This is a genomic window from Salmonella sp. HY31 (assembly GCF_042604575.1).
GTDB lineage: Bacteria > Pseudomonadota > Gammaproteobacteria > Enterobacterales > Enterobacteriaceae > Salmonella > Salmonella diarizonae.
Genome location: NZ_CP170479.1, coordinates 3,324,410 through 3,343,451, shown reverse-complemented (window position 1 = coordinate 3,343,451; position 19,042 = coordinate 3,324,410). Strand labels below are relative to the sequence as shown.

Here is a 19,042-nt window from a genome sequence, read left to right as displayed (position 1 = left end):
AACATGATAATGGCCCTGATTGCGCAACGTTTTTTTCACTAAAATAGCCTTTTTGGGACGGAGGCATAATGGCGTTATTCAACAGCGCGCATGGCGGTAACATTCGGGAAGCCGCGACGGTGTTGGGCATCTCGCCTGACCAGTTACTGGATTTTAGCGCAAACATTAATCCGCTGGGTATGCCTGTCAGCGTGAAACGCGCGCTTATCGACAATCTGGATTGCATTGAGCGCTACCCGGATGTCGATTATTTTCATTTGCACCAGGCGCTGGCGCGTCATCATCAGGTGCCTGCATCGTGGATACTGGCGGGAAATGGCGAGACGGAGTCAATCTTTACCGTGGCGAGCGGCCTTAAACCGCGTCATGCGATGATTGTCACGCCAGGTTTCGCGGAGTATGGTCGGGCGCTGGCGCAAATTGGCTGTGAAATTCGTCGCTGGTCTCTACGCGAAGCGGATGGCTGGCAACTTACCGATGTCATTCTTGAGGCGTTGACGCCCGATCTGGACTGCCTGTTTCTGTGTACGCCCAATAATCCTACCGGCCTGCTGCCGGAGCGTCAGTTATTGCAGGCCATTGCCGATCGCTGCAAATCGCTGAATATTCATCTGATCCTGGATGAAGCGTTTATCGATTTTATTCCGCATGAGACGGGCTTTATTCCTGTTCTTAAAGATAATCCGCATATCTGGGTGCTGCGTTCGCTGACCAAGTTTTATGCCATTCCCGGTCTGCGGTTGGGATATCTCGTCAACAGTGATGACGCGGCGGTGGCGCGGATGCGTCGCCAACAAATGCCGTGGTCGGTTAACGCGCTGGCGGCGCTTGCCGGTGAGGTAGCGTTACAGGATAGCGCCTGGCAGCAGGCGACCTGGCGTTGGTTACGGGAGGAGGGCACCCGGTTTTATCAGGCGCTTTGTCAGATCCCGCTGTTGACGGTTTATCCCGGGCGGGCGAACTATCTGTTGTTACGCTGTGAGCGAGAGGATATTGACCTGCAGCGACGGTTGCTGACGCAGCGGATTTTAATCCGTAGCTGCGCTAACTATCCGGGGCTGGACAGCCGCTATTACCGCGTGGCGATACGCAGCGCTGCGCAAAACGAGCGTCTGCTGTCGGCGTTGCGCAATGTGCTTACCGGTATAGCCCCTGCTGATTGATGTAGTTCAGCACGTTTTCTGGCAACAGATCGTCGCAGGATTCGCCTTTTTCCAGCCGTTCGCGGATGAGGGTCGCGGAAATATTAAGCCAGGGCGTTTCCGCCAGGTAAATTTTACCGGCTGGCAACTGGTGCAGATCGTCCGGCGTATGGGTCAGATGCTGTTCCAGCCACTGTTGGTGTTGCGCCTGCGTCATTTCAAGCGGGTAGCCCGGACGACGACAAACGATCAGGTGAGTGTTATCGAGGATGGTGTCGTAATCATGCCAGGTGGGGAAGTTAAGCAGCGAGTCCTGGCCGATAATAAACGCCAGCGGCGCTTCGGGACCCTGTTCTTCGCGCCATTCTTTCAGCGTTTGCGCAGTGTAAGAGGGCGCGTTTCGCTGTAGCTCGCGTTCATCCAGCGTAAAAAGCGGCTTATCGGCGATAGCCAGCTCCAGCATATATTTACGCTGCGCGCTGGAGGCTTCCGGCTGGGGGCGATGCGGCGGCACATTGTTAGGCATAATAATCACCCGCGATAAGCCGATCAGATTCGCCAGCGTTTCAACAGGTTTAAGATGTCCATAATGCACCGGATCAAAGGTGCCGCCGAATAAAGCCTGTAACGATTTCATATCACCCATCAATAAATACGTCTGCCAGCGCCTTATGGCAAAGCAGGAGCGATAGCCCTTCAAGCTCTGCCCATACTGACTGACCATAATCCTGTTTGAGCGTAATTTCCGTACGCGTCAGTAACTGCACGGCCTGTCGAAGCTGTGTAGGATGGAGACGCTGCAACGCGTCGCCGATCATGGGGCGACGGTTTTGCCAGACCCGGTGTTTATCAAACAGCGTGCGTAACGGCGTATGGGCGGACTGACGTTTGAGATTTACCAGCAGCAGCAGCTCTCGCTGGAGCGTACGCAGTAGAATGACCGGCTCGCTGCCTTCAAGGCGTAGCTGTTGCAGGATATGCAGCGCGCGTTTGCTTTTCCCCATCAGTAACGCATCCACCCAGTGGAAAGGGGTAAAGTGGGCGGCGTCATTGACGGCCTGCTCCACGCGAGGAAGCGTTAACTTACCGTCAGGCCAAAGCAGCGACAGTCGTTCAAGCGCCTGTGCCAGCGCCAACAGATTGCCCTCATAGCAATAGCACAGCAGTTGGTTCGCGGCGTCATCCAGTTGCAAATTCTGCGCTTTCGCTCTGGCGGCAACCCAGCGGGGAAGTTGCGCCTGTTCCGGCGTCTGACAACTGACCTGAACGCTCCGGTCTGCCAGTGCGGTATACCAGGCGGCGTTTTCCTGCGCTTTGGTGAGCTTGTTTCCGCGCACTATTAACAACAGGTCGTCATGCAGTAGGCCGCTCAGCGTGGCGAGTTGCTCATTCATTGCCGCGTTAGGCCCGTTTTCCGGCAGTTGCAGCACCAGCGTTTGACGGCTGGCGAACAGGCTCATCGCCTGGCAGAGTGAGAAAAGCGATCCCCAGTCGGTACTGGGATCGAGAGTAAAAGCGTGGTGCTCTTCGAATCCTTGCGATGCAGCCGCCAGACGAATAGCGTCCTGGCTTTCCTGCAATAGCAGCGGATCGTTGCCCAATAGCAGATATGCCGCGCGCAGCCCTTCTTTGAGCTGCGCGCGGAGTTGTTCAGGATATAACCTGATCATTAGTTACTCAGCGTAGTGGAAACGCGTGCTGGCGTAGAGGCGGGTGCCGCCGTCTCATTGTCTGCGGTAGCCTCCTCTTTTGTCGCCTGAATATCCGCCGCGCGGACGCTGGTCAGCTTACGAATGAGCTGTTCAGCGGCTTTGTCGTACATCTCCTGAACAATCATGGCCTGCTCGTTATCCTTCGCCAACGCCATTTGCGGGTTATCGAAGAACGAACGGTACACTTTCGTGCTGATAGGATAGATGTCATGGCTCGGAATCAATACCGAGGCGTTGACGGTCATTACCATCTGATATTCCGCCGTCTGGCCGTCCTGGAACACTGACGCCGTATCCTGCGAAATAGTCACCGTTCCAAGTCGCAGAGACGGAACGTCTTTGCGCGTTGTGTTTTTATCAAGCAGGTTTACGTTATTCAGCCGTAACTGATTACGTACCGCACGACTTAGCGGACCGTTCGGATCGCCTGAATCGAGGATCATCGTTTTCATTGAAGCCGGGACCTGCGTAGTACTACGCAGATGCCAGCCGCATCCGGCGGTGACCAGCACCGCCAGAGATAACAACAGTGTTACCAGATATCGCACGCTTCCTCCCGCGCTTAGCCAACAACCAGATTGAGGAGTTTACCCGGAACGTAAATCACTTTACGCACGGTAACGCCATCAAGATATTTTGCCACCAGGTGTTCCTGGCCTGCGCGCTCGCGTACCTGTTCTTCGGTAGCATTTACCGGTACGGTGATTTTTCCGCGCACTTTACCGTTTACCTGTACCACAACCAGCGTGGACTCTTCGACCATCGCTTTATCGTCCGCCACCGGCCACGGCGCGTTATCAATATCGCCTTCGCCTTCCAGCGCCTGCCACAAGGTAAAGCAGACGTGTGGCGTGAACGGGTTAAGCATACGCACGACCGCCAGCAGCGCTTCCTGCATCAGCGCTCTGTCCTGCTCGCTTTCCTGCGGCGCTTTCGCCAGTTTATTCATCAGTTCCATAATCGCCGCAATGGCGGTGTTGAACGTCTGACGGCGGCCGATATCATCGGTCACTTTGGCAATGGTTTTATGCACATCGCGACGCAGCGCTTTTTGATCGTCGTTCAGCGTATCTATGTTCAGCGCCGCGACAGAACCTTTAGCGGTGTGTTCGTAAACCAGCTTCCAGACGCGTTTAATAAAGCGGTTTGCGCCTTCTACGCCGGACTCCTGCCATTCCAGAGTCATATCCGCCGGAGAAGCGAACATCATAAACAGGCGTACCGTGTCCGCGCCATAACGTTCAACCATTACCTGCGGATCGATACCGTTATTTTTGGACTTGGACATTTTACTCATGCCAGTGTAGACCAGCTCATGACCCGCTGCGTCTTTTGCTTTTACGATGCGGCCTTTTTCATCGCGCTCGACGATAGCGTCAACTGGCGAAACCCAGTTACGTTCGCCGTTCTCGCCGACATAATAGAACGCATCCGCCAGCACCATGCCCTGACACAGCAACTGTTTAGCCGGCTCGTCAGAGGTTACCATGCCCGCATCGCGCATCAGCTTATGGAAGAAGCGGAAATAAAGCAGGTGCATGATGGCATGTTCAATACCGCCGATGTAGATGTCGACCGGCAGCCAGTAGTTTGCCGCTTTCGAATCCAGCATCCCTTCCTGATACTGCGGGCAGGTGTAACGCGCGTAGTACCATGACGATTCCATAAAGGTGTCGAAGGTGTCGGTTTCACGCAGCGCAGGCATACCGTTAACGGTGGTTTTCGCCCACTCGGGGTCGGCCTTGATTGGGCTGGTGATACCGTCCATGACTACGTCTTCCGGCAGGATCACCGGCAGTTGATCTTCTGGCGTCGGGATCACGGTGCCGTCTTCCAGGGTAACCATCGGGATCGGCGCGCCCCAGTAGCGCTGACGGGAAACGCCCCAGTCGCGTAGACGGTAGTTCACTTTACGTTCGCCAACGCCTTTTTCCGCCAGCTTATCGGCAATGGCGTTAAACGCCGCTTCAAAGGCCAGGCCGTCGAACTCGCCGGAGTTAAACAGCACGCCTTTTTCGGTCAGCGCCTGTTCGGAAAGATCCGGCTCGGAACCGTCGGCAGCCAGAATAACCGGCTTGATGGTCAAACCGTATTTGGAGGCAAATTCGTAGTCGCGCTGATCGTGACCCGGAACGGCCATCACCGCGCCGGTGCCGTACTCCATCAACACGAAGTTTGCCGCCCAGACCGGGATCTCTTCGCCGGTTAACGGATGAATCGCTTTAAAGCCGGTGTCGACGCCTTTTTTCTCCATGGTCGCCATTTCGGCTTCGGCCACTTTGGTGTTACGGCATTCGTCGATGAACGCCGCCAGCTCGGCGTTGTTCGCGGCGGCCTGTTGCGCCAGCGGGTGACCGGCGGCCACCGCCAGGTAAGTGGCGCCCATAAAGGTATCAGGACGGGTGGTATAGACGGTCAGCGTGTTATCGTAACCCTTCACGTCGAAGGTGATTTCCACGCCTTCAGAGCGGCCAATCCAGTTGCGCTGCATCGTTTTCACGGTATCAGGCCAGTGGTCCAGCTTATCCAGATCGCGCAACAGTTCGTCTGCGTAAGCGGTGATTTTGATAAACCACTGTGGGATCTCTTTACGCTCAACTTTGGTATCGCAGCGCCAGCAGCAGCCGTCGATCACCTGTTCGTTGGCGAGAACAGTCTGATCGTTCGGACACCAGTTAACGGCAGAGGTCTTCTTGTACACCAGGCCTTTTTTATACAGCTCGGTGAAGAATTTCTGTTCCCAGCGATAGTATTCCGGGGTGCAGGTCGCCAGTTCGCGGCTCCAGTCATAACCAAAGCCCAACATTTTGAGCTGGTTTTTCATGTACGCGATGTTGTCGTATGTCCACGGCGCCGGCGCAGTGTTGTTTTTCACCGCCGCGCCTTCCGCGGGCAGGCCAAACGCGTCCCAGCCAATAGGCTGCAACACGTTTTTACCTAACATACGTTGGTAGCGGGCGATCACGTCACCGATGGTGTAGTTACGTACGTGGCCCATGTGTAGTCGGCCAGAAGGATAGGGAAGCATCGACAGGCAGTAATACTTCTCTTTGCTCTCGTCTTCGGTCACTTCAAATGTGCGCTTCTCATCCCAGTGAAGCTGTACTTTGGATTCTATCTCTTCCGGGCGGTATTGCTCTTGCATGGCAGCCAGTAGTCCTGTTTTCAATACAGCTACAAATGTAGCTTTAGAGGTGGTGTTTAGATCCGCATAGCATAGCCCAAACGCCCGCGCCAAAACAGGGGTTAGCACATTTGTCGCGTCTGGCGCGCATGAAGCGATGATGCAAAATGTGGCACGACTGCAGCAAATTGCCGTATTTCCTTCCGCCATCTGGCAAATCACTCAAAATAAAATCATATAAAACAGCCTGTTAAAAAATAACATGCCTGTTGATTAGGGAAAGCAGGACTATAGCAAAGGAGTGACCCGTGAAAAAAAATACGGTAATGATTCACCCTTAAGATGGCGTTGTGACGACTATCATGGCGCTCAAGGCTGACGAAACCGCCACGATGTTTATTGATGAACGCGTGATAAGCGCTGTGTTACGTCAGGACGTGCCGTTTGGCCATAAATTCGCAATCTGCGATGTGCCTTTTCATGGCGAAGTTTATAAATAGGGCGAATCAGGCAGGTGGCAGGCGATGCGCGTCAGCCTGACAAGAATTTACAGACTCTGTGGGCAGTCTTGCAAAGCGTAACGTAAATAAGGTCTATTATTATAGGCAGTTAACGATCCGGGAGACGAAGTGATGAATAAAGTTGCTCAGTATTACCGTGAACTGGTGGCTTCATTAAGCGAGCGTTTACGCAATGGCGAGCGCGACATTGATGCGCTGGTGGAGCAGGCGCGCCAGCGTGTGATGCAAACAGGGGAGTTAACGCGAACCGAAGTAGACGAACTGACGCGCGCCGTCAGACGCGATCTGGAAGAGTTCGCTATGAGCTACGAAGAGAGTCAGGACGACAGCGTCTTTATGCGGGTCATTAAAGAGAGTCTGTGGCAGGAGCTGGCGGATATTACCGATAAAACCCAGTTGGAGTGGCGTGAGGTTTTTCAGGATCTCAATCACCATGGGGTTTATCACAGCGGAGAGGTAGTGGGGCTGGGCAATCTGGTATGCGAGAAGTGCCACTTCCATTTAGCGGTTTATACGCCGGATGTGCTGCCGCTGTGCCCGAAATGCGGTCATGACCAGTTTCAGAGAAGACCGTTTGAGCCGTGAGTGGAAGAGCGCCGGTGCGTCTTATCCGGCCTACCAAAAATCGTTCACGTAGGCCGGATATGGCGAAGCTGCCCTCCGGCAAATATTACGCGTAAAACTTCAGCCGCTCAGCCAGCAGATCGACAAATCCTTGCCGGTCGACATCGACCATCACCATGGCGTTAGGTTTATTCCCGGTCAGGAAATAATAATCCACCACCGTCATTCCCTGAGTATATTTTCCCTGCGTTTCGACGCCGACCCAGCGTTCAATCGTCGTGAAAAGCTCTGGTTTTAATAGCCAGGCTATCGTACACGGATCGTGTAGCGGCGCGCCGATAAATCCCCATTTTTCATCTTTGTGATATTCAAAGAAGAAGTCGAGTAGTTCAGCCACGATCGTCGAAATTGGATTGCCGATGTCGCGGAAACGCTCGATATCGGCGGCGTGAATCTGCGCCTTATGGGTGACGTCCAGCCCGGCCATCACCACCGGAATGCCTGACTGGAAGACAATTTCGGCGGCCTCCGGGTCGACGTAAATATTAAATTCCGCAGCGGGTGTCCAGTTACCCAGCGCCATCGCGCCGCCCATGATCACAATACGCGCAATTTTCGCGTGCAGCTCCGGGTGGCTATTGAGCAGCAACGCCACGTTGGTCTGTGGGCCAGTGGCGACGAGGGTGACGGGCTGCGCGCTGTCGCGCAGGGTTTTTGCCATCAGCTCTACGGCAGTGCAGCTTTGCGGCGTGAAAGACGGCTCCGGCAACGCCGGGCCGTCGAGGCCGCTTTCGCCGTGAACGTTATCGGCGATAATCAGCTCGCGCATCAGCGGCTTGAGCGCGCCGCCCGCCACCGGGATATCCGGACGTTTGAGCAGCGTCAGCATCCGCAGCACGTTACGCAGGGTCTTCTCCGGCGTCTGGTTGCCGGCGGAAGAGGTGATCGCTTTCACTTCCAGTTCAGGGGAGGCGAGGGCGAGAACGAGGGCGATAGCGTCATCATGACCCGGATCGCAATCAATAATAATGGGCAGTGCCATTATGGCTCCTTGTAAGTGGTACTTTGTGACAAGGTTAACGCTCGGCTGGATACGTTTCGAGAAGCGAAGAGGTAAAGCGTGAGATAGCGCGCACTCTGACATGCGCGCCGGGAATATTAGTGCAGGATTTTCGCAAGGAAGTCTTTTGCGCGATCGGAACTGGGGTTAGCGAAGAACTCCTCTTTTGGCGAATCTTCGACGATTTTTCCTTCATCCATAAAGATTACCCGGTTAGCCACTTTACGGGCAAAACCCATTTCGTGCGTCACTACCATCATGGTCATGCCTTCATGGGCCAGTTCGACCATGACGTCCAGCACCTCGTTGATCATTTCCGGATCGAGCGCGGAAGTAGGTTCATCGAATAACATGGCAATGGGGTCCATACACAGCGCGCGGGCAATCGCCACGCGCTGCTGCTGACCGCCGGAAAGCTGGGCGGGATATTTATTGGCGTGCGCCGAGAGCCCAACGCGCTCCAGCAGCTTGAGCCCTTTATCGCGGGCGGCGGCCTTATCGCGTTTCAGCACTTTCACCTGCGCCAGCGTCAGGTTTTCGATGATCGACAGGTGGGGAAACAGCTCGAAGTGCTGGAATACCATGCCCACGCGGGAACGCAGTTTCGCCAGGTCGGTTTTTTTGTCGTTCACAATAATGCCGTTAACGGTAATTTCGCCTTTTTGCACCGGTTCCAGACCGTTGACGGTCTTAATCAGCGTGGATTTACCGGAACCCGATGGCCCGCAGACTACCACCACTTCGCCTTTTTTCACTTCTGTTGAACAATCGGTCAGCACCTGAAAGTGACCATACCATTTTGAAACATTTTTCAGGGTAATCATTAAACTGTCCTTTTCTTCAAATAGCTGACCAGCAACGACGCGCTCAGGCTGATAACAAAATAAACGGCGCCGGCGAACAGAATCATTTCGACCTGAGTACCGTCACGCTCGCCGATAGTAGACGCGGTGCGGAAGAAGTCCGCCAGGCTTAGTACATAAACTAAAGAGGTGTCCTGAAATAGCACAATGCCCTGCGTAAGCAACAGCGGCACCATCGCCCGAAACGCCTGCGGCAGAATAATTAGCTTCATCGACTGCCAGTGGGTCATCCCCAGCGCCAGCGCCGCGCTGGACTGCCCGCGGGAAATACTTTGAATACCGGCGCGAATAATCTCGGAATAGTAGGCCGCTTCAAACATGGAGAATGCCACCATCGCGGAGATCAGGCGGATATCGGTTTTCGGCGATAGCCCCAGCACGTTTTGCAGAAAGCCGGGTACAATCAGATAGAACCACAGTAAGACCATGACCAACGGGATGGAACGGAAAACGTTAACATACGCTTTAGCAAACCAGGCGATGGGGGCAAAGCTTGAGAGGCGCATGACGGCCAGAATGGTTCCCCAGACTATCCCCACGACAACGGCGGTGACGGTGATCTTCAGCGTGATGACCAACCCGGCCAGCAGGTAAGGCAGTGAGGGGATAATCGAACTCCAGTCAAATTCGTACATTATTTGCTCCCCACGTTGCCCGGCAGGCGGACTTTGCGTTCAACCAGGCTCATGACCAGCATGATAACGGCGTTAATCAGCACATAGGCCAGCGTAATGGCGGTGAAGGATTCCCAGGCGTGCGCCGAGTAATCCAACAGTTTGCCTGCCTGCGCCGCCATATCCACCAGACCGATGGTTGAGGCGATAGCTGAGTTTTTCACCAGATTCATCATCTCTGACGTCATTGGCGGCACAATAACGCGATAGGCATTCGGCAGCAGGACATAGCGATAAGCCTGCGGCAGCGTTAGCCCCATCGCCAGCGCCGCGTTCTTCTGTCCGCGAGGCAGAGACTGAATAGCGGCGCGCACCTGTTCGCAAACGCGGGCGGCGGTAAACAGTCCCAGACAGATCATTGAGGAGAGGAAAAACTGAATATTGGGATCGAGTTCCGCCTTAAACCACATGCCAAGATCTTCCGGCAACAGTTCAGGCACCACCAGGTACCAGGTGAAGAATTGCACGATCAGTGGCACGTTACGGAACAGTTCTACGTACAATGTGCCCAGTCCGGAGAGGAAACGGTTGGGAACGGTACGTAAAATGCCGAAAATAGATCCTACCAGGAAAGCGATAATCCAGGCGGTAATCGAAAGGGCTACGGTGACCTGAAAACCACTCCATAGCCAGCCAAGATAGGTGGTGTTGCCGAAGGGGGCTTCTTGTAAAAAAATACCCCAGTTCCAGTCTATTGACATACATCTACTCCGAAAAAAAAGGGTAGCAGCGCTACCCTCGAAGATTGTTGCCCGGCGATTTGCGGTTTCAGGCCCGATGGGGAACGACCATCAGGCTTATAGTCTGTCCGTGCTGAGCGACAATCGAGAGGACAGGAGGTCCCGCCCCATTTAGTTTTAGTTAGTTAAGCGCTTTATCATTCGGTGCTTTGAACAGGGCTTTCATCTCGTCAGACAACTCGAAATTCATGTTCAGATTTTTCGGGGGGATCGGATTTTTAAACCACTTATCAAACCACTTCGCCGCTTCGCCGGAGGTTTGCGCCTGGGCGATAGTGTCATCCATTAACTTTTTGAATTGCGGATCGTTTTTACGCAGCATACAGCCGTAGGCTTCCTGGGACTGCGGTTTACCGACAATCTCCCAGTTATCCGGTTTCTTCGCTTTGGCGCGCTCGCCGGCCAGCAACGCGTCATCCATCATAAAGGCGACAGCGCGACCGCTTTCCAGGGTGCGGAACGAGTCACCGTGGTCTTTCGCGCTAATAATGCGCATATCCATCTTTTGCTCTTCGTTAAGCTTATGCAGCAGAATTTCAGAGGTCGTCCCGGAGGTTACGACGACCGCTTTCCCTTTCAGGTCCGGGAAATCTTTAATATCGCCGCCTTTTTTAGTCAGCAGTCGCGTGCCGACGACGAAAATCGTATCGGAGAAGGCAGCCTGTTTCTGGCGTTCAAGGTTATTAGTCGTTGAACCGCATTCAAAATCGAACGTTCCGTTTTGCAACAGCGGAATACGGTTTTGCGAGGTGATCGGGATCAGCTTCACCTGCAGATCGGGCTTGTTAAGTTTCTTTTTTACCGCTTCCACAATGGCGTTGGAGTAGTCCTGGGAATAGCCGACCACTTTCTGCTGGTTGTCGTAATAAGAAAAGGGCACAGATGATTCGCGATGCCCGACGACGATCACGCCATTTTTAGCGATCTTATCCAGGGTGCTACCAGCGGCAGGGGCGCTATCTTCTGCGTGCGCAAGGCCCGCAGACAGTCCCATGACCAGCATTGCTGTGGTTAGCTTACGTAATTGCATATCCAACTCCTTTATCATCTGCGCCGTCGACGCATTGATAGCTATTGTGATGTTGTTATTGCCTGCAACTTGCGCGTGCAGTGTTATATGTGTTTGTTAACATTTAGTGTGGCTTGTTGTAAATATTTTGCTGCGATATTGTTTATTTTTGCGAAGTGCGCCGCACCGTTCAGAGGCAAAAATCCTACATTGCACCGTTCAGGTGCTACCGACGATCGATTTTGGTGCGACCCGGTTGCACAAGCAGCCAGAACAGGTTTGTCATGTATAACAAAGCAATAGACGTGCCAGAATAGGGTAAAAGGGGGATTTCCAGGCCGGATAAGCGAAGCGCCATCCGGCCTGGAAGAGATTATTTCCGCCGTTGCCGCAGACTCATTACCACCGCGCCAAAAGCAAACAGCGCGGTCAGTATCCATAGCGGCCAGTTGCCGGTACGGGCATAGGGGGTTAAACCTGTGGTTGGCGTGACGTTGGTTGTCAGTACCTGGCGAGTGAACTGCGGGATCATCGCCTGGATTTCGCCCTGCGGGCCAATCACCGCCGTAATACCGTTATTAGTACTGCGCAGCAACGGACGCGCCAGCTCCAGCGAACGCATCCGCGCCATCTGGAAATGTTGCCACGGGCCAATGGACTTACCAAACCAGGCGTCGTTAGAAATAGTCAGCAGATAGTCGGTGTCCGGGCGGAAGTTATCCCGCACCTGTTCGCCAAGAATTATTTCATAACAGATTGCCGCCGTCAGCTTATAGTCGTGCGCATGTAACTGCGGCTGGATATAAGGGCCGCGGCTAAAGGAGGACATGGGCAGATCGAAGAACGGCGCCAGCGGACGCAGGATAGACTCCAGCGGAACAAACTCGCCAAAGGGCACAAGGTGATTTTTATTGTAGCGATTGGGCGAGTCATAACTGTATGGATTATCCTTGCCCAGCGTGATAATCGTATTGTAGGTGTCGTATCGATTCTGTTTATTGAGACGCGCATCGACAATACCGGTGATCAGCGTGCTATTTTTTTCGCGTAACATCTCGTCCAGCGAACGAAGGAAGGGCTGCTGATTGATTTCGAGATCCGGAATCGCCGACTCCGGCCAGATAATAATTTGTGATTTGCCTAACTCTGGTCGGGTTTCGTTGAGATAGATTTTTAGCGTATTCAGTAGCTGGTTTTCGTCCCACTTCAGCGACTGCGGGATATCGCCCTGTACCAGCGATACCTGGGTCGTTTTGGCCGGTTCCAGCGTAAACCACTGGATATAGCGTAGTGGAAAGGGCAGAGCAAACAGAATCACGGCGACAGCCAGCGGACGCCAGTTCCGCGTCGCCAATGCCAGCGCTAACAGACCGCTGACCATCATCAGCAGGAAGTTGATCGCTTCGACGCCCATCACCGGCGCCAGACCTTTTAGCGGGCCGTCGACCTGACTATAGCCAAATTGCAGCCAGGGGAAGCCGGTCAGCACCCAGCCGCGTAAAAATTCGGTGATTTGCCATATTGCAGGCGCGGCGATAGCGACGCGCAGCCAGTTGGTTTTTGGCCACAGGCGCGACAAAATCCCGGCAAACAGTCCGGTATACAGCGAGAGATAAGCTGCAAGCAGCACCACCAGAAAAACGTTAACCGGACCCGGCATTCCGCCAAACTGCGCGATACTGACATAAACCCAGTTAATCCCGCTACCGAAAAGTCCGAGTCCCCAGCAATAGCCGATGGCGGCAGACTGGAGCGGGCGGCGATTGAACGTTAAGGCCTGCAGCCCGATAAGCGACACTATCGCTGCGGGCCAGACGTCATACGGAGAGAAAGCCAGTGTTCCGCAGGCGCCGAATAATAACGCCAGCAGCAGGCGAAGACGCTGGCGTTCAATTAACGAGGCAAATGCCATTTTTAGTCCACTATTGCTGTTATTCGTTCAGTTTTGGCTGGGGCGAGTCATCCGGGATTCTGACATGCACCTGAATGATACGGCGACTATCGGCCATCGCCACTTTGAACTGGTAACCATCAATGTCAATGGTTTCGCCGCGGGCCGGTAAATGACCGAACGCCTGCATCACCAGCCCGCCGATGGTATCGACTTCTTCATCGCTGAAGTGGGTGCCGAAAGCGTCATTGAAGTCTTCAATTGACGCCAGCGCGCGAATCGTCCAGGTATGGCGGCTAAGCTGACGGAAGTCGATATCGTCTTCTTCGTCATACTCATCTTCAATTTCACCGACAATCAGTTCGAGGATGTCTTCGATAGTCACGAGGCCGGAAACGCCGCCGAACTCATCAATCACGATCGCCATATGGTAACGCTGGGAGCGGAACTCCTTGAGCATACGATCGACGCGTTTGCTCTCCGGTACGACAACGGCGGGGCGTAACACTTTGTCCATGCTGAAGGCTTCGGCATCGCTGCGCATAAACGGCAGCAAATCTTTGGCCATCAGAATCCCTTCAATGTGATCTTTATCTTCGCTGATCACCGGAAAACGCGAGTGGGCGGACTCGATGATAACATCGAGACATTCGTCCAGCGTCTGGTTGCGTTTCAGGGTAATCATCTGGGAGCGTGGGATCATAATATCGCGAACGCGCTGGTCGGCGATGTCCATTACCCCTTCGAGCATATCGCGCGTATCTTCATCGATAAGCTCGTTCTGCCCGGAATCACGGATCAGCGCCAGCAACTCATCACGGTTTTTAGGTTCACCGTGGAAAAGCTGGCTGAGTAGTAGGGAAAAAAATCCCTTTTTACTGTTTACTGTGTCACTACTGTGTGAATTGTCGTCGCTCATGGCGTCGTATGGGTTCTCATGTTAGTTAATGTGTTGCACATGCGCGTAAATTCAGCACATGGCGGTGTGATACAAGTAGGCCGGAGCATCAGGCATTGTGCCGGATGCTCCGGCCTGCAAGATTTCGGCATCCTATTCCTTCTCGGCAATGTACGGATCCTCATAGCCCATAGCAAGCATAATCTCCGTTTCGAGAGACTCCATCTCTTCCGCCTCGTCATCGTCGATATGATCGTAACCCAGCAAATGCAGGCTACCGTGCACGACCATGTGCGCCCAGTGCGCCTCCAGCGGCTTGCGCTGCTCCTGCGCTTCCTGCTCCACGACCTGACGGCAAATAATCAGATCGCCCAGTAGCGGCATTTCAATGCCTGGGGGCGCTTCAAACGGGAAGGAGAGAACATTAGTGGGTTTATCTTTCCCGCGGTACGTCAAATTAAGGTCGTGGCTTTCGGCCTCATCCACCAGACGGATTGTGACTTCCGCCTCTTCCTGAAACTGCGGAATAACGCCGTCCAGCCAGCGTTGAAACTGAGCTTCATCCGGCAGGCCCGCGTGGTTTTCACAGGCCAACTGTAAATCGAGGATCACCTGGCTCATTTCTGTTCCTGCTCCTGGGCTTCACGCTTACGCTCCGCCGCCTGCGCCGCTTTGCGTTTTTGTTCGGCCTCTTCCCAGGCTTCATAGGCGTTAACAATGCGGGCAACGACCGGATGGCGCACCACGTCTTCGCTGTGGAAGAAGTTGAAACTGATTTCATCTACTTCCGCCAGCACTTCAATGGCATGACGCAAGCCGGATTTGGTATTACGCGGTAGGTCAATCTGCGTCACGTCGCCGGTGATCACCGCTTTCGAGTTAAAGCCGATACGCGTCAGGAACATCTTCATCTGTTCGATAGTGGTGTTCTGGCTTTCATCCAGAATGATAAAGGCGTCGTTTAACGTGCGTCCGCGCATATAGGCCAGCGGCGCGACTTCAATCACATTGCGCTCGATAAGCTTCTCGACTTTTTCAAAGCCGAGCATTTCGAACAGCGCGTCATACAGCGGACGCAGGTACGGGTCCACCTTCTGGCTTAAATCGCCCGGCAGAAAGCCCAGTTTTTCCCCGGCTTCCACCGCCGGACGAGTCAGAAGAATACGGCGAATCTCCTGGCGCTCCAGGGCGTCTACCGCAGCGGCGACCGCAAGATAAGTTTTACCGGTACCCGCCGGGCCGACGCCGAAGGTAATGTCATGATCGAGAATATTGGCGATGTACTGCGCCTGGTTCGGCGTACGCGGTTTAATTACGCCGCGCTTGGTTTTGATATTGATAGCTTTGCCATAGTCAGGCACGCTTTCCGCGCTCTGTTCCAGCACCCGCGCTTCTTTAATCGCCAGGTGAATTTGTTCCGGTTCGATATCCTGAGTCTGGCCGCGCATCGGAGCGGTATCGACATACAGGCTTCGCAAAATATCTGTCGCCGCGGTCACGCAAATCGGACGACCGGTCAGTTTAAAGTGATTGTCACGGCGGTTGATTTCAATACCGAGACGACGTTCGAGCTGTTTAATATTGTCATCAAACGGCCCGCAAAGACTCAATAGACGGGCGTTGTCTGCGGGCTCAAGGGTAATTTCGCGAGTGTCTATATTCAAACCGTTCCTCTTGTATCTGTATCGCCGGACAACGGATGGTTACCGGCCTGTAAGGAAATTATTCACGCCAGTGGGTAAAGGCGCAAGCATTGCAATGAAGATGGGGATGAAGAGGGAAAATTGCAAGGCCCGTCGGGCGACGGGCCATGATCACCAGGCCCGATAAGCGCAGCGTCATCGGGCCTTATTGTCTTTCCTGCAGGATTAAGGCTGGTAGAATCCTACGCCCAGCTCATTTTCTTTACGGGTACGGGCAATGACGGACTCCGGCGTTTCAGCGACGCGCAGCCCCATTTCATCTTCAGTGCGCACCACTTTCCCGCGCAGGGAGTTCGGATAGACGTCGGTAATTTCCACATCGACAAACTTACCAATCATCTCCGGCGTGCCTTCAAAGTTCACCACCCGGTTGTTTTCGGTACGGCCAGACAGCTCCATAATATTTTTACGCGACGTGCCTTCCACCAGAATGCGCTGTGTCGTGCCGAGCATACGGCGGCTCCACGCCATTGCCTGCTGATTGATTCGCTCTTGCAGAATATACAGACGCTGCTTCTTCTCTTCTTCCGGTACGTCATCAACCATATCGGCAGCCGGCGTTCCCGGACGCGCAGAGAAGATGAAGCTGTAGCTCATATCAAAGTTAACGTCGGCGATAAGCTTCATAGTTTTTTCGAAATCATCGGTAGTTTCGCCAGGGAAACCGACGATAAAGTCAGAGCTTATCTGAATGTCCGACCGCGCCGCGCGCAGTTTACGGATGATTGCTTTATATTCCAGCGCAGTATGGGTGCGCCCCATCAGATTCAGCACGCGATCGGAACCGCTCTGTACCGGCAGATGCAGGAAACTGACCAGTTCCGGCGTATCGCGGTACACCTCGATAATATCGTCAGTGAACTCAATCGGATGGCTGGTGGTAAAGCGAATACGGTCAATGCCGTCGATGGCGGCAACCAGACGCAGCAAATCGGCAAAGGTGCCGGTGGTGCCGTCGTAGTTTTCTCCGCGCCAGGCGTTAACGTTCTGGCCAAGCAGGTTGACTTCACGCACGCCCTGCGCGGCTAACTGGGCGATTTCAAACAGGATATCGTCTGAGGGACGGCTGACTTCTTCACCGCGGGTATACGGCACTACGCAGTAAGTACAATATTTATTGCAGCCTTCCATGATGGAAACGAAAGCGGTCGGGCCTTCTGCGCGCGGTTCCGGCAGACGGTCGAACTTCTCGATTTCCGGGAAGCTGATATCTACCACCGGGCTGCGGTCGCCGCGCACGGAGTTAATCATCTCTGGCAGGCGGTGCAGGGTTTGCGGACCAAAAATAATGTCGACGTAATGGGCGCGTTGACGAATGTGCTCGCCTTCCTGGGAAGCCACGCAGCCGCCGACGCCGATAATCAGATCGGGATTCTTCTCTTTTAACAGTCTCCAGCGACCTAATTGATGGAAGACTTTTTCCTGAGCCTTCTCGCGGATTGAGCAGGTATTCAACAGCAGCACATCCGCCTCTTCCGCCACGTCGGTCAGTTGATACCCGTGGGTGGCGTCCAGCAGATCGGCCATCTTCGATGAATCGTACTCGTTCATCTGACAGCCCCAGGTTTTAATATGGAGTTTTTTAGTCATCGACTTGCTCTTGCGAAATAGTGGCTGAAAAGCAGGGCGCATAGTGTAATGCTTTGGCGCGGTTGTGACCAGTATGACTGACGTCAGCCCTAATGGGTAAAAAATCCTGTAAACTTGTCTAAAACGTAACAGGATGAATGACCATGACAAATCAACCAACGGAAATTGCCATTGTCGGCGGGGGAATGGTCGGCGGCGCGCTGGCGCTGGGTCTGGCGCAGCAAGGGTTTACGGTGATGGTAATAGAACATGCCGCGCCTGCGCCGTTTGTGGCTGACAGCCAGCCTGACGTGCGGATTTCGGCTATTAGCGCGGCATCCGTAGCGCTGCTCAAGGGGCTGGGCGTCTGGGAGGCGGTGCAGGGAATGCGTACCCATTCTTATCGGCGACTGGAAACCTGGGAGTGGGAAAACGCCCATGTGGTGTTTGACGCTGCCGAACTCAAGCTGCCACTGTTGGGCTATATGGTAGAGAACAACGTTCTGCAACAGGCGCTATGGCAGGCGCTGGAAGCGCACCCCGGTGTGACGTTGCACGTTCCGGCTTCACTAACGGCGTTGCATCGCCACAATGATGGTTATGCGCTGGAACTGGCCGACGGCGAACGTATTACGCCGAAGCTGGTGATTGGCGCCGACGGCGCGAATTCGCAGGTTCGGCAAATGGCGGGAATTGGCATCCACGCCTGGCAATATGCGCAGTCGTGTATGCTTATCACCGTCAAGTGTGAAAATGCGCCAGGCGACAGCACCTGGCAGCAGTTTACGCCGGATGGGCCGCGCGCCTTTTTGCCGTTGTTTGACGACTGGGCGTCGCTGGTGTGGTATGACGCTCCGGCACGTATTCGCCAGCTACAGGGGTTATCGATGACGCAATTGCAGGTGGAAATTAACCAGCACTTTCCGGCGCGTCTGGGGGCTGTGATGCCTGTCGCGGCGGGCGCGTTTCCGCTAACCCGTCGTCACGCGTTGCAGTATGTGCAACCGGGGCTGGCGCTGGTGGGCGACGCGGCGCATACCATTCATCCGCTGGCCGGACAGGGCGTCAACCTGGGGTATCGGGACGTTGATGCGTTGATTGATGTACTGGCGAATGCCCGTAGCTATGGCGAGTCCTGGGCCAGCTATTCGGTGTTGAAACGCTATCAGATGCGGCGCATGGCAGATAATTTTATGATGCAAAGTGGAATGGATCTGTTTTATGCCGGATTCAGCAATGAGCTGCCGCCGCTGCGTATTTTACGCAATATGGGGCTGATGGCGGCGCAGCGCGCAGGCGTGCTAAAACGTCAGGCGCTGAAGTATGCGCTGGGGTTGTAGTTTGTGTTATGCCGGGTGGCGGCAATACCTTACCCGGTCTGTATTCGCCCGCAGGCCTGATAAGCGTAGCGCCATCAGGCAGTCCGAGTCGCCAGAAAAGCAAAAAGCTCGCCGAAGCGAGCTTTTTAAATGTGGCTGGGGTACGAGGATTCGAACCTCGGAATGCCGGAATCAGAATCCGGTGCCTTACCGCTTGGCGATACCCCAATTTAGTATCAGTAATCATACCGGA

General features: G+C 54.2%; 17 protein-coding genes, 1 tRNA gene and 1 pseudogene. 4 read left to right on the top strand and 15 right to left on the bottom strand.

Going from position 1 to position 19,042, the window contains the following annotated elements:
* Window positions 1–68: 68 nt before the first annotated feature.
* Window positions 69–1,163 (top strand): threonine-phosphate decarboxylase CobD, encoded by a 1,095-nt coding sequence (cobD, locus tag ACE15A_RS15900; RefSeq protein WP_053508412.1) that lies wholly within the window; start codon window positions 69–71, stop codon window positions 1,161–1,163.
* Here cobD and nadD read toward each other — a convergent pair.
* The 4 genes from nadD to leuS are packed head-to-tail and all read right to left on the bottom strand — an operon-like array spanning window position 1,138 to window position 5,999.
* Window positions 1,138–1,779: a nicotinate-nucleotide adenylyltransferase gene (gene nadD, locus ACE15A_RS15895; protein WP_023246816.1), complete on the bottom strand. Its 642-nt coding sequence runs from the start codon at window positions 1,777–1,779 to the stop codon at window positions 1,138–1,140. The two genes, cobD and nadD, sit on opposite strands and share 26 nt — an antisense overlap.
* A gap of 1 nt (window position 1,780) precedes the next feature.
* Entirely contained in the window at window positions 1,781–2,812 is a 1,032-nt protein-coding gene (gene holA / locus ACE15A_RS15890) for a DNA polymerase III subunit delta (RefSeq protein WP_023246817.1), read from the bottom strand.
* Window positions 2,812–3,402 (bottom strand): LPS assembly lipoprotein LptE, encoded by a 591-nt coding sequence (gene lptE / locus ACE15A_RS15885; protein WP_053508410.1) that lies wholly within the window; start codon window positions 3,400–3,402, stop codon window positions 2,812–2,814. The genes holA and lptE overlap by 1 nt, the downstream gene beginning before the upstream one ends.
* A gap of 14 nt (window positions 3,403–3,416) precedes the next feature.
* Window positions 3,417–5,999, bottom strand: coding sequence for a leucine--tRNA ligase (gene leuS / locus ACE15A_RS15880; protein ID WP_053508408.1), 2,583 nt, complete (start codon window positions 5,997–5,999; stop codon window positions 3,417–3,419).
* Window positions 6,000–6,286: 287 nt separating this feature from the next.
* On the opposite strand from leuS, the pseudogene ACE15A_RS15875 reads away from it, so the two are divergent.
* Window positions 6,287–6,475: pseudogene (locus ACE15A_RS15875) on the top strand (D-galactarate dehydratase); the annotation flags it as partial.
* 135 nt (window positions 6,476–6,610) lie between these two features.
* Window positions 6,611–7,084, top strand: coding sequence for a zinc ribbon-containing protein (locus ACE15A_RS15870; protein ID WP_023246821.1), 474 nt, complete (start codon window positions 6,611–6,613; stop codon window positions 7,082–7,084).
* A gap of 85 nt (window positions 7,085–7,169) precedes the next feature.
* Here the strand turns inward: ACE15A_RS15870 and rihA are convergent, their stop codons facing one another.
* The 10 genes from rihA to miaB form a co-directional block, all read right to left on the bottom strand.
* Window positions 7,170–8,105, bottom strand: a complete 936-nt coding sequence (gene rihA / locus ACE15A_RS15865; protein ID WP_053508406.1) for a pyrimidine-specific ribonucleoside hydrolase RihA — start codon at window positions 8,103–8,105, stop codon at window positions 7,170–7,172.
* A gap of 116 nt (window positions 8,106–8,221) precedes the next feature.
* Window positions 8,222–8,947 (bottom strand): glutamate/aspartate ABC transporter ATP-binding protein GltL, encoded by a 726-nt coding sequence (gltL, locus tag ACE15A_RS15860; RefSeq protein WP_000631371.1) that lies wholly within the window; start codon window positions 8,945–8,947, stop codon window positions 8,222–8,224.
* Window positions 8,947–9,621 (bottom strand): glutamate/aspartate ABC transporter permease GltK, encoded by a 675-nt coding sequence (gltK, locus tag ACE15A_RS15855; protein ID WP_000272799.1) that lies wholly within the window; start codon window positions 9,619–9,621, stop codon window positions 8,947–8,949. The genes gltL and gltK overlap by 1 nt, the downstream gene beginning before the upstream one ends.
* Window positions 9,621–10,361 (bottom strand): glutamate/aspartate ABC transporter permease GltJ, encoded by a 741-nt coding sequence (gene gltJ / locus ACE15A_RS15850; protein ID WP_000020930.1) that lies wholly within the window; start codon window positions 10,359–10,361, stop codon window positions 9,621–9,623. The genes gltK and gltJ overlap by 1 nt, the downstream gene beginning before the upstream one ends.
* Before the next feature lie 160 nt (window positions 10,362–10,521).
* On the bottom strand, window positions 10,522–11,430 hold the full coding sequence (locus ACE15A_RS15845) for an amino acid ABC transporter substrate-binding protein (protein WP_053508403.1): 909 nt from the start codon (window positions 11,428–11,430) through the stop codon (window positions 10,522–10,524).
* A gap of 352 nt (window positions 11,431–11,782) precedes the next feature.
* A complete protein-coding gene (lnt, locus tag ACE15A_RS15840) occupies window positions 11,783–13,321 on the bottom strand; it encodes an apolipoprotein N-acyltransferase (RefSeq protein ID WP_053508402.1) in 1,539 nt (512 codons plus the stop codon).
* Window positions 13,322–13,340: 19 nt separating this feature from the next.
* The gene (corC, locus tag ACE15A_RS15835) at window positions 13,341–14,219 is read right to left on the bottom strand and encodes a CNNM family magnesium/cobalt transport protein CorC (protein ID WP_053508400.1); all 879 of its coding nucleotides are present in this window, start codon (window positions 14,217–14,219) and stop codon (window positions 13,341–13,343) included.
* 132 nt (window positions 14,220–14,351) lie between these two features.
* The gene (ybeY, locus tag ACE15A_RS15830) at window positions 14,352–14,819 is read right to left on the bottom strand and encodes an rRNA maturation RNase YbeY (RefSeq protein WP_053508398.1); all 468 of its coding nucleotides are present in this window, start codon (window positions 14,817–14,819) and stop codon (window positions 14,352–14,354) included.
* Window positions 14,816–15,862: a PhoH family protein gene (locus ACE15A_RS15825; RefSeq protein ID WP_053508396.1), complete on the bottom strand. Its 1,047-nt coding sequence runs from the start codon at window positions 15,860–15,862 to the stop codon at window positions 14,816–14,818. Before ACE15A_RS15825 ends, ybeY begins: the two co-directional genes overlap by 4 nt.
* A 204-nt stretch (window positions 15,863–16,066) precedes the next feature.
* Entirely contained in the window at window positions 16,067–17,491 is a 1,425-nt protein-coding gene (gene miaB / locus ACE15A_RS15820) for a tRNA (N6-isopentenyl adenosine(37)-C2)-methylthiotransferase MiaB (protein WP_053508394.1), read from the bottom strand.
* A 143-nt stretch (window positions 17,492–17,634) separates the two neighbouring features.
* Here miaB and ubiF point away from each other — a divergent pair, with 143 nt between their 5' ends.
* Window positions 17,635–18,810: a 3-demethoxyubiquinol 3-hydroxylase gene (gene ubiF / locus ACE15A_RS15815; protein ID WP_053508392.1), complete on the top strand. Its 1,176-nt coding sequence runs from the start codon at window positions 17,635–17,637 to the stop codon at window positions 18,808–18,810.
* A gap of 132 nt (window positions 18,811–18,942) precedes the next feature.
* Here the strand turns inward: ubiF and ACE15A_RS15810 are convergent.
* Window positions 18,943–19,017, bottom strand: a tRNA-Gln gene (locus ACE15A_RS15810).
* Between the last annotated feature and the right edge of the window lie 25 nt (window positions 19,018–19,042).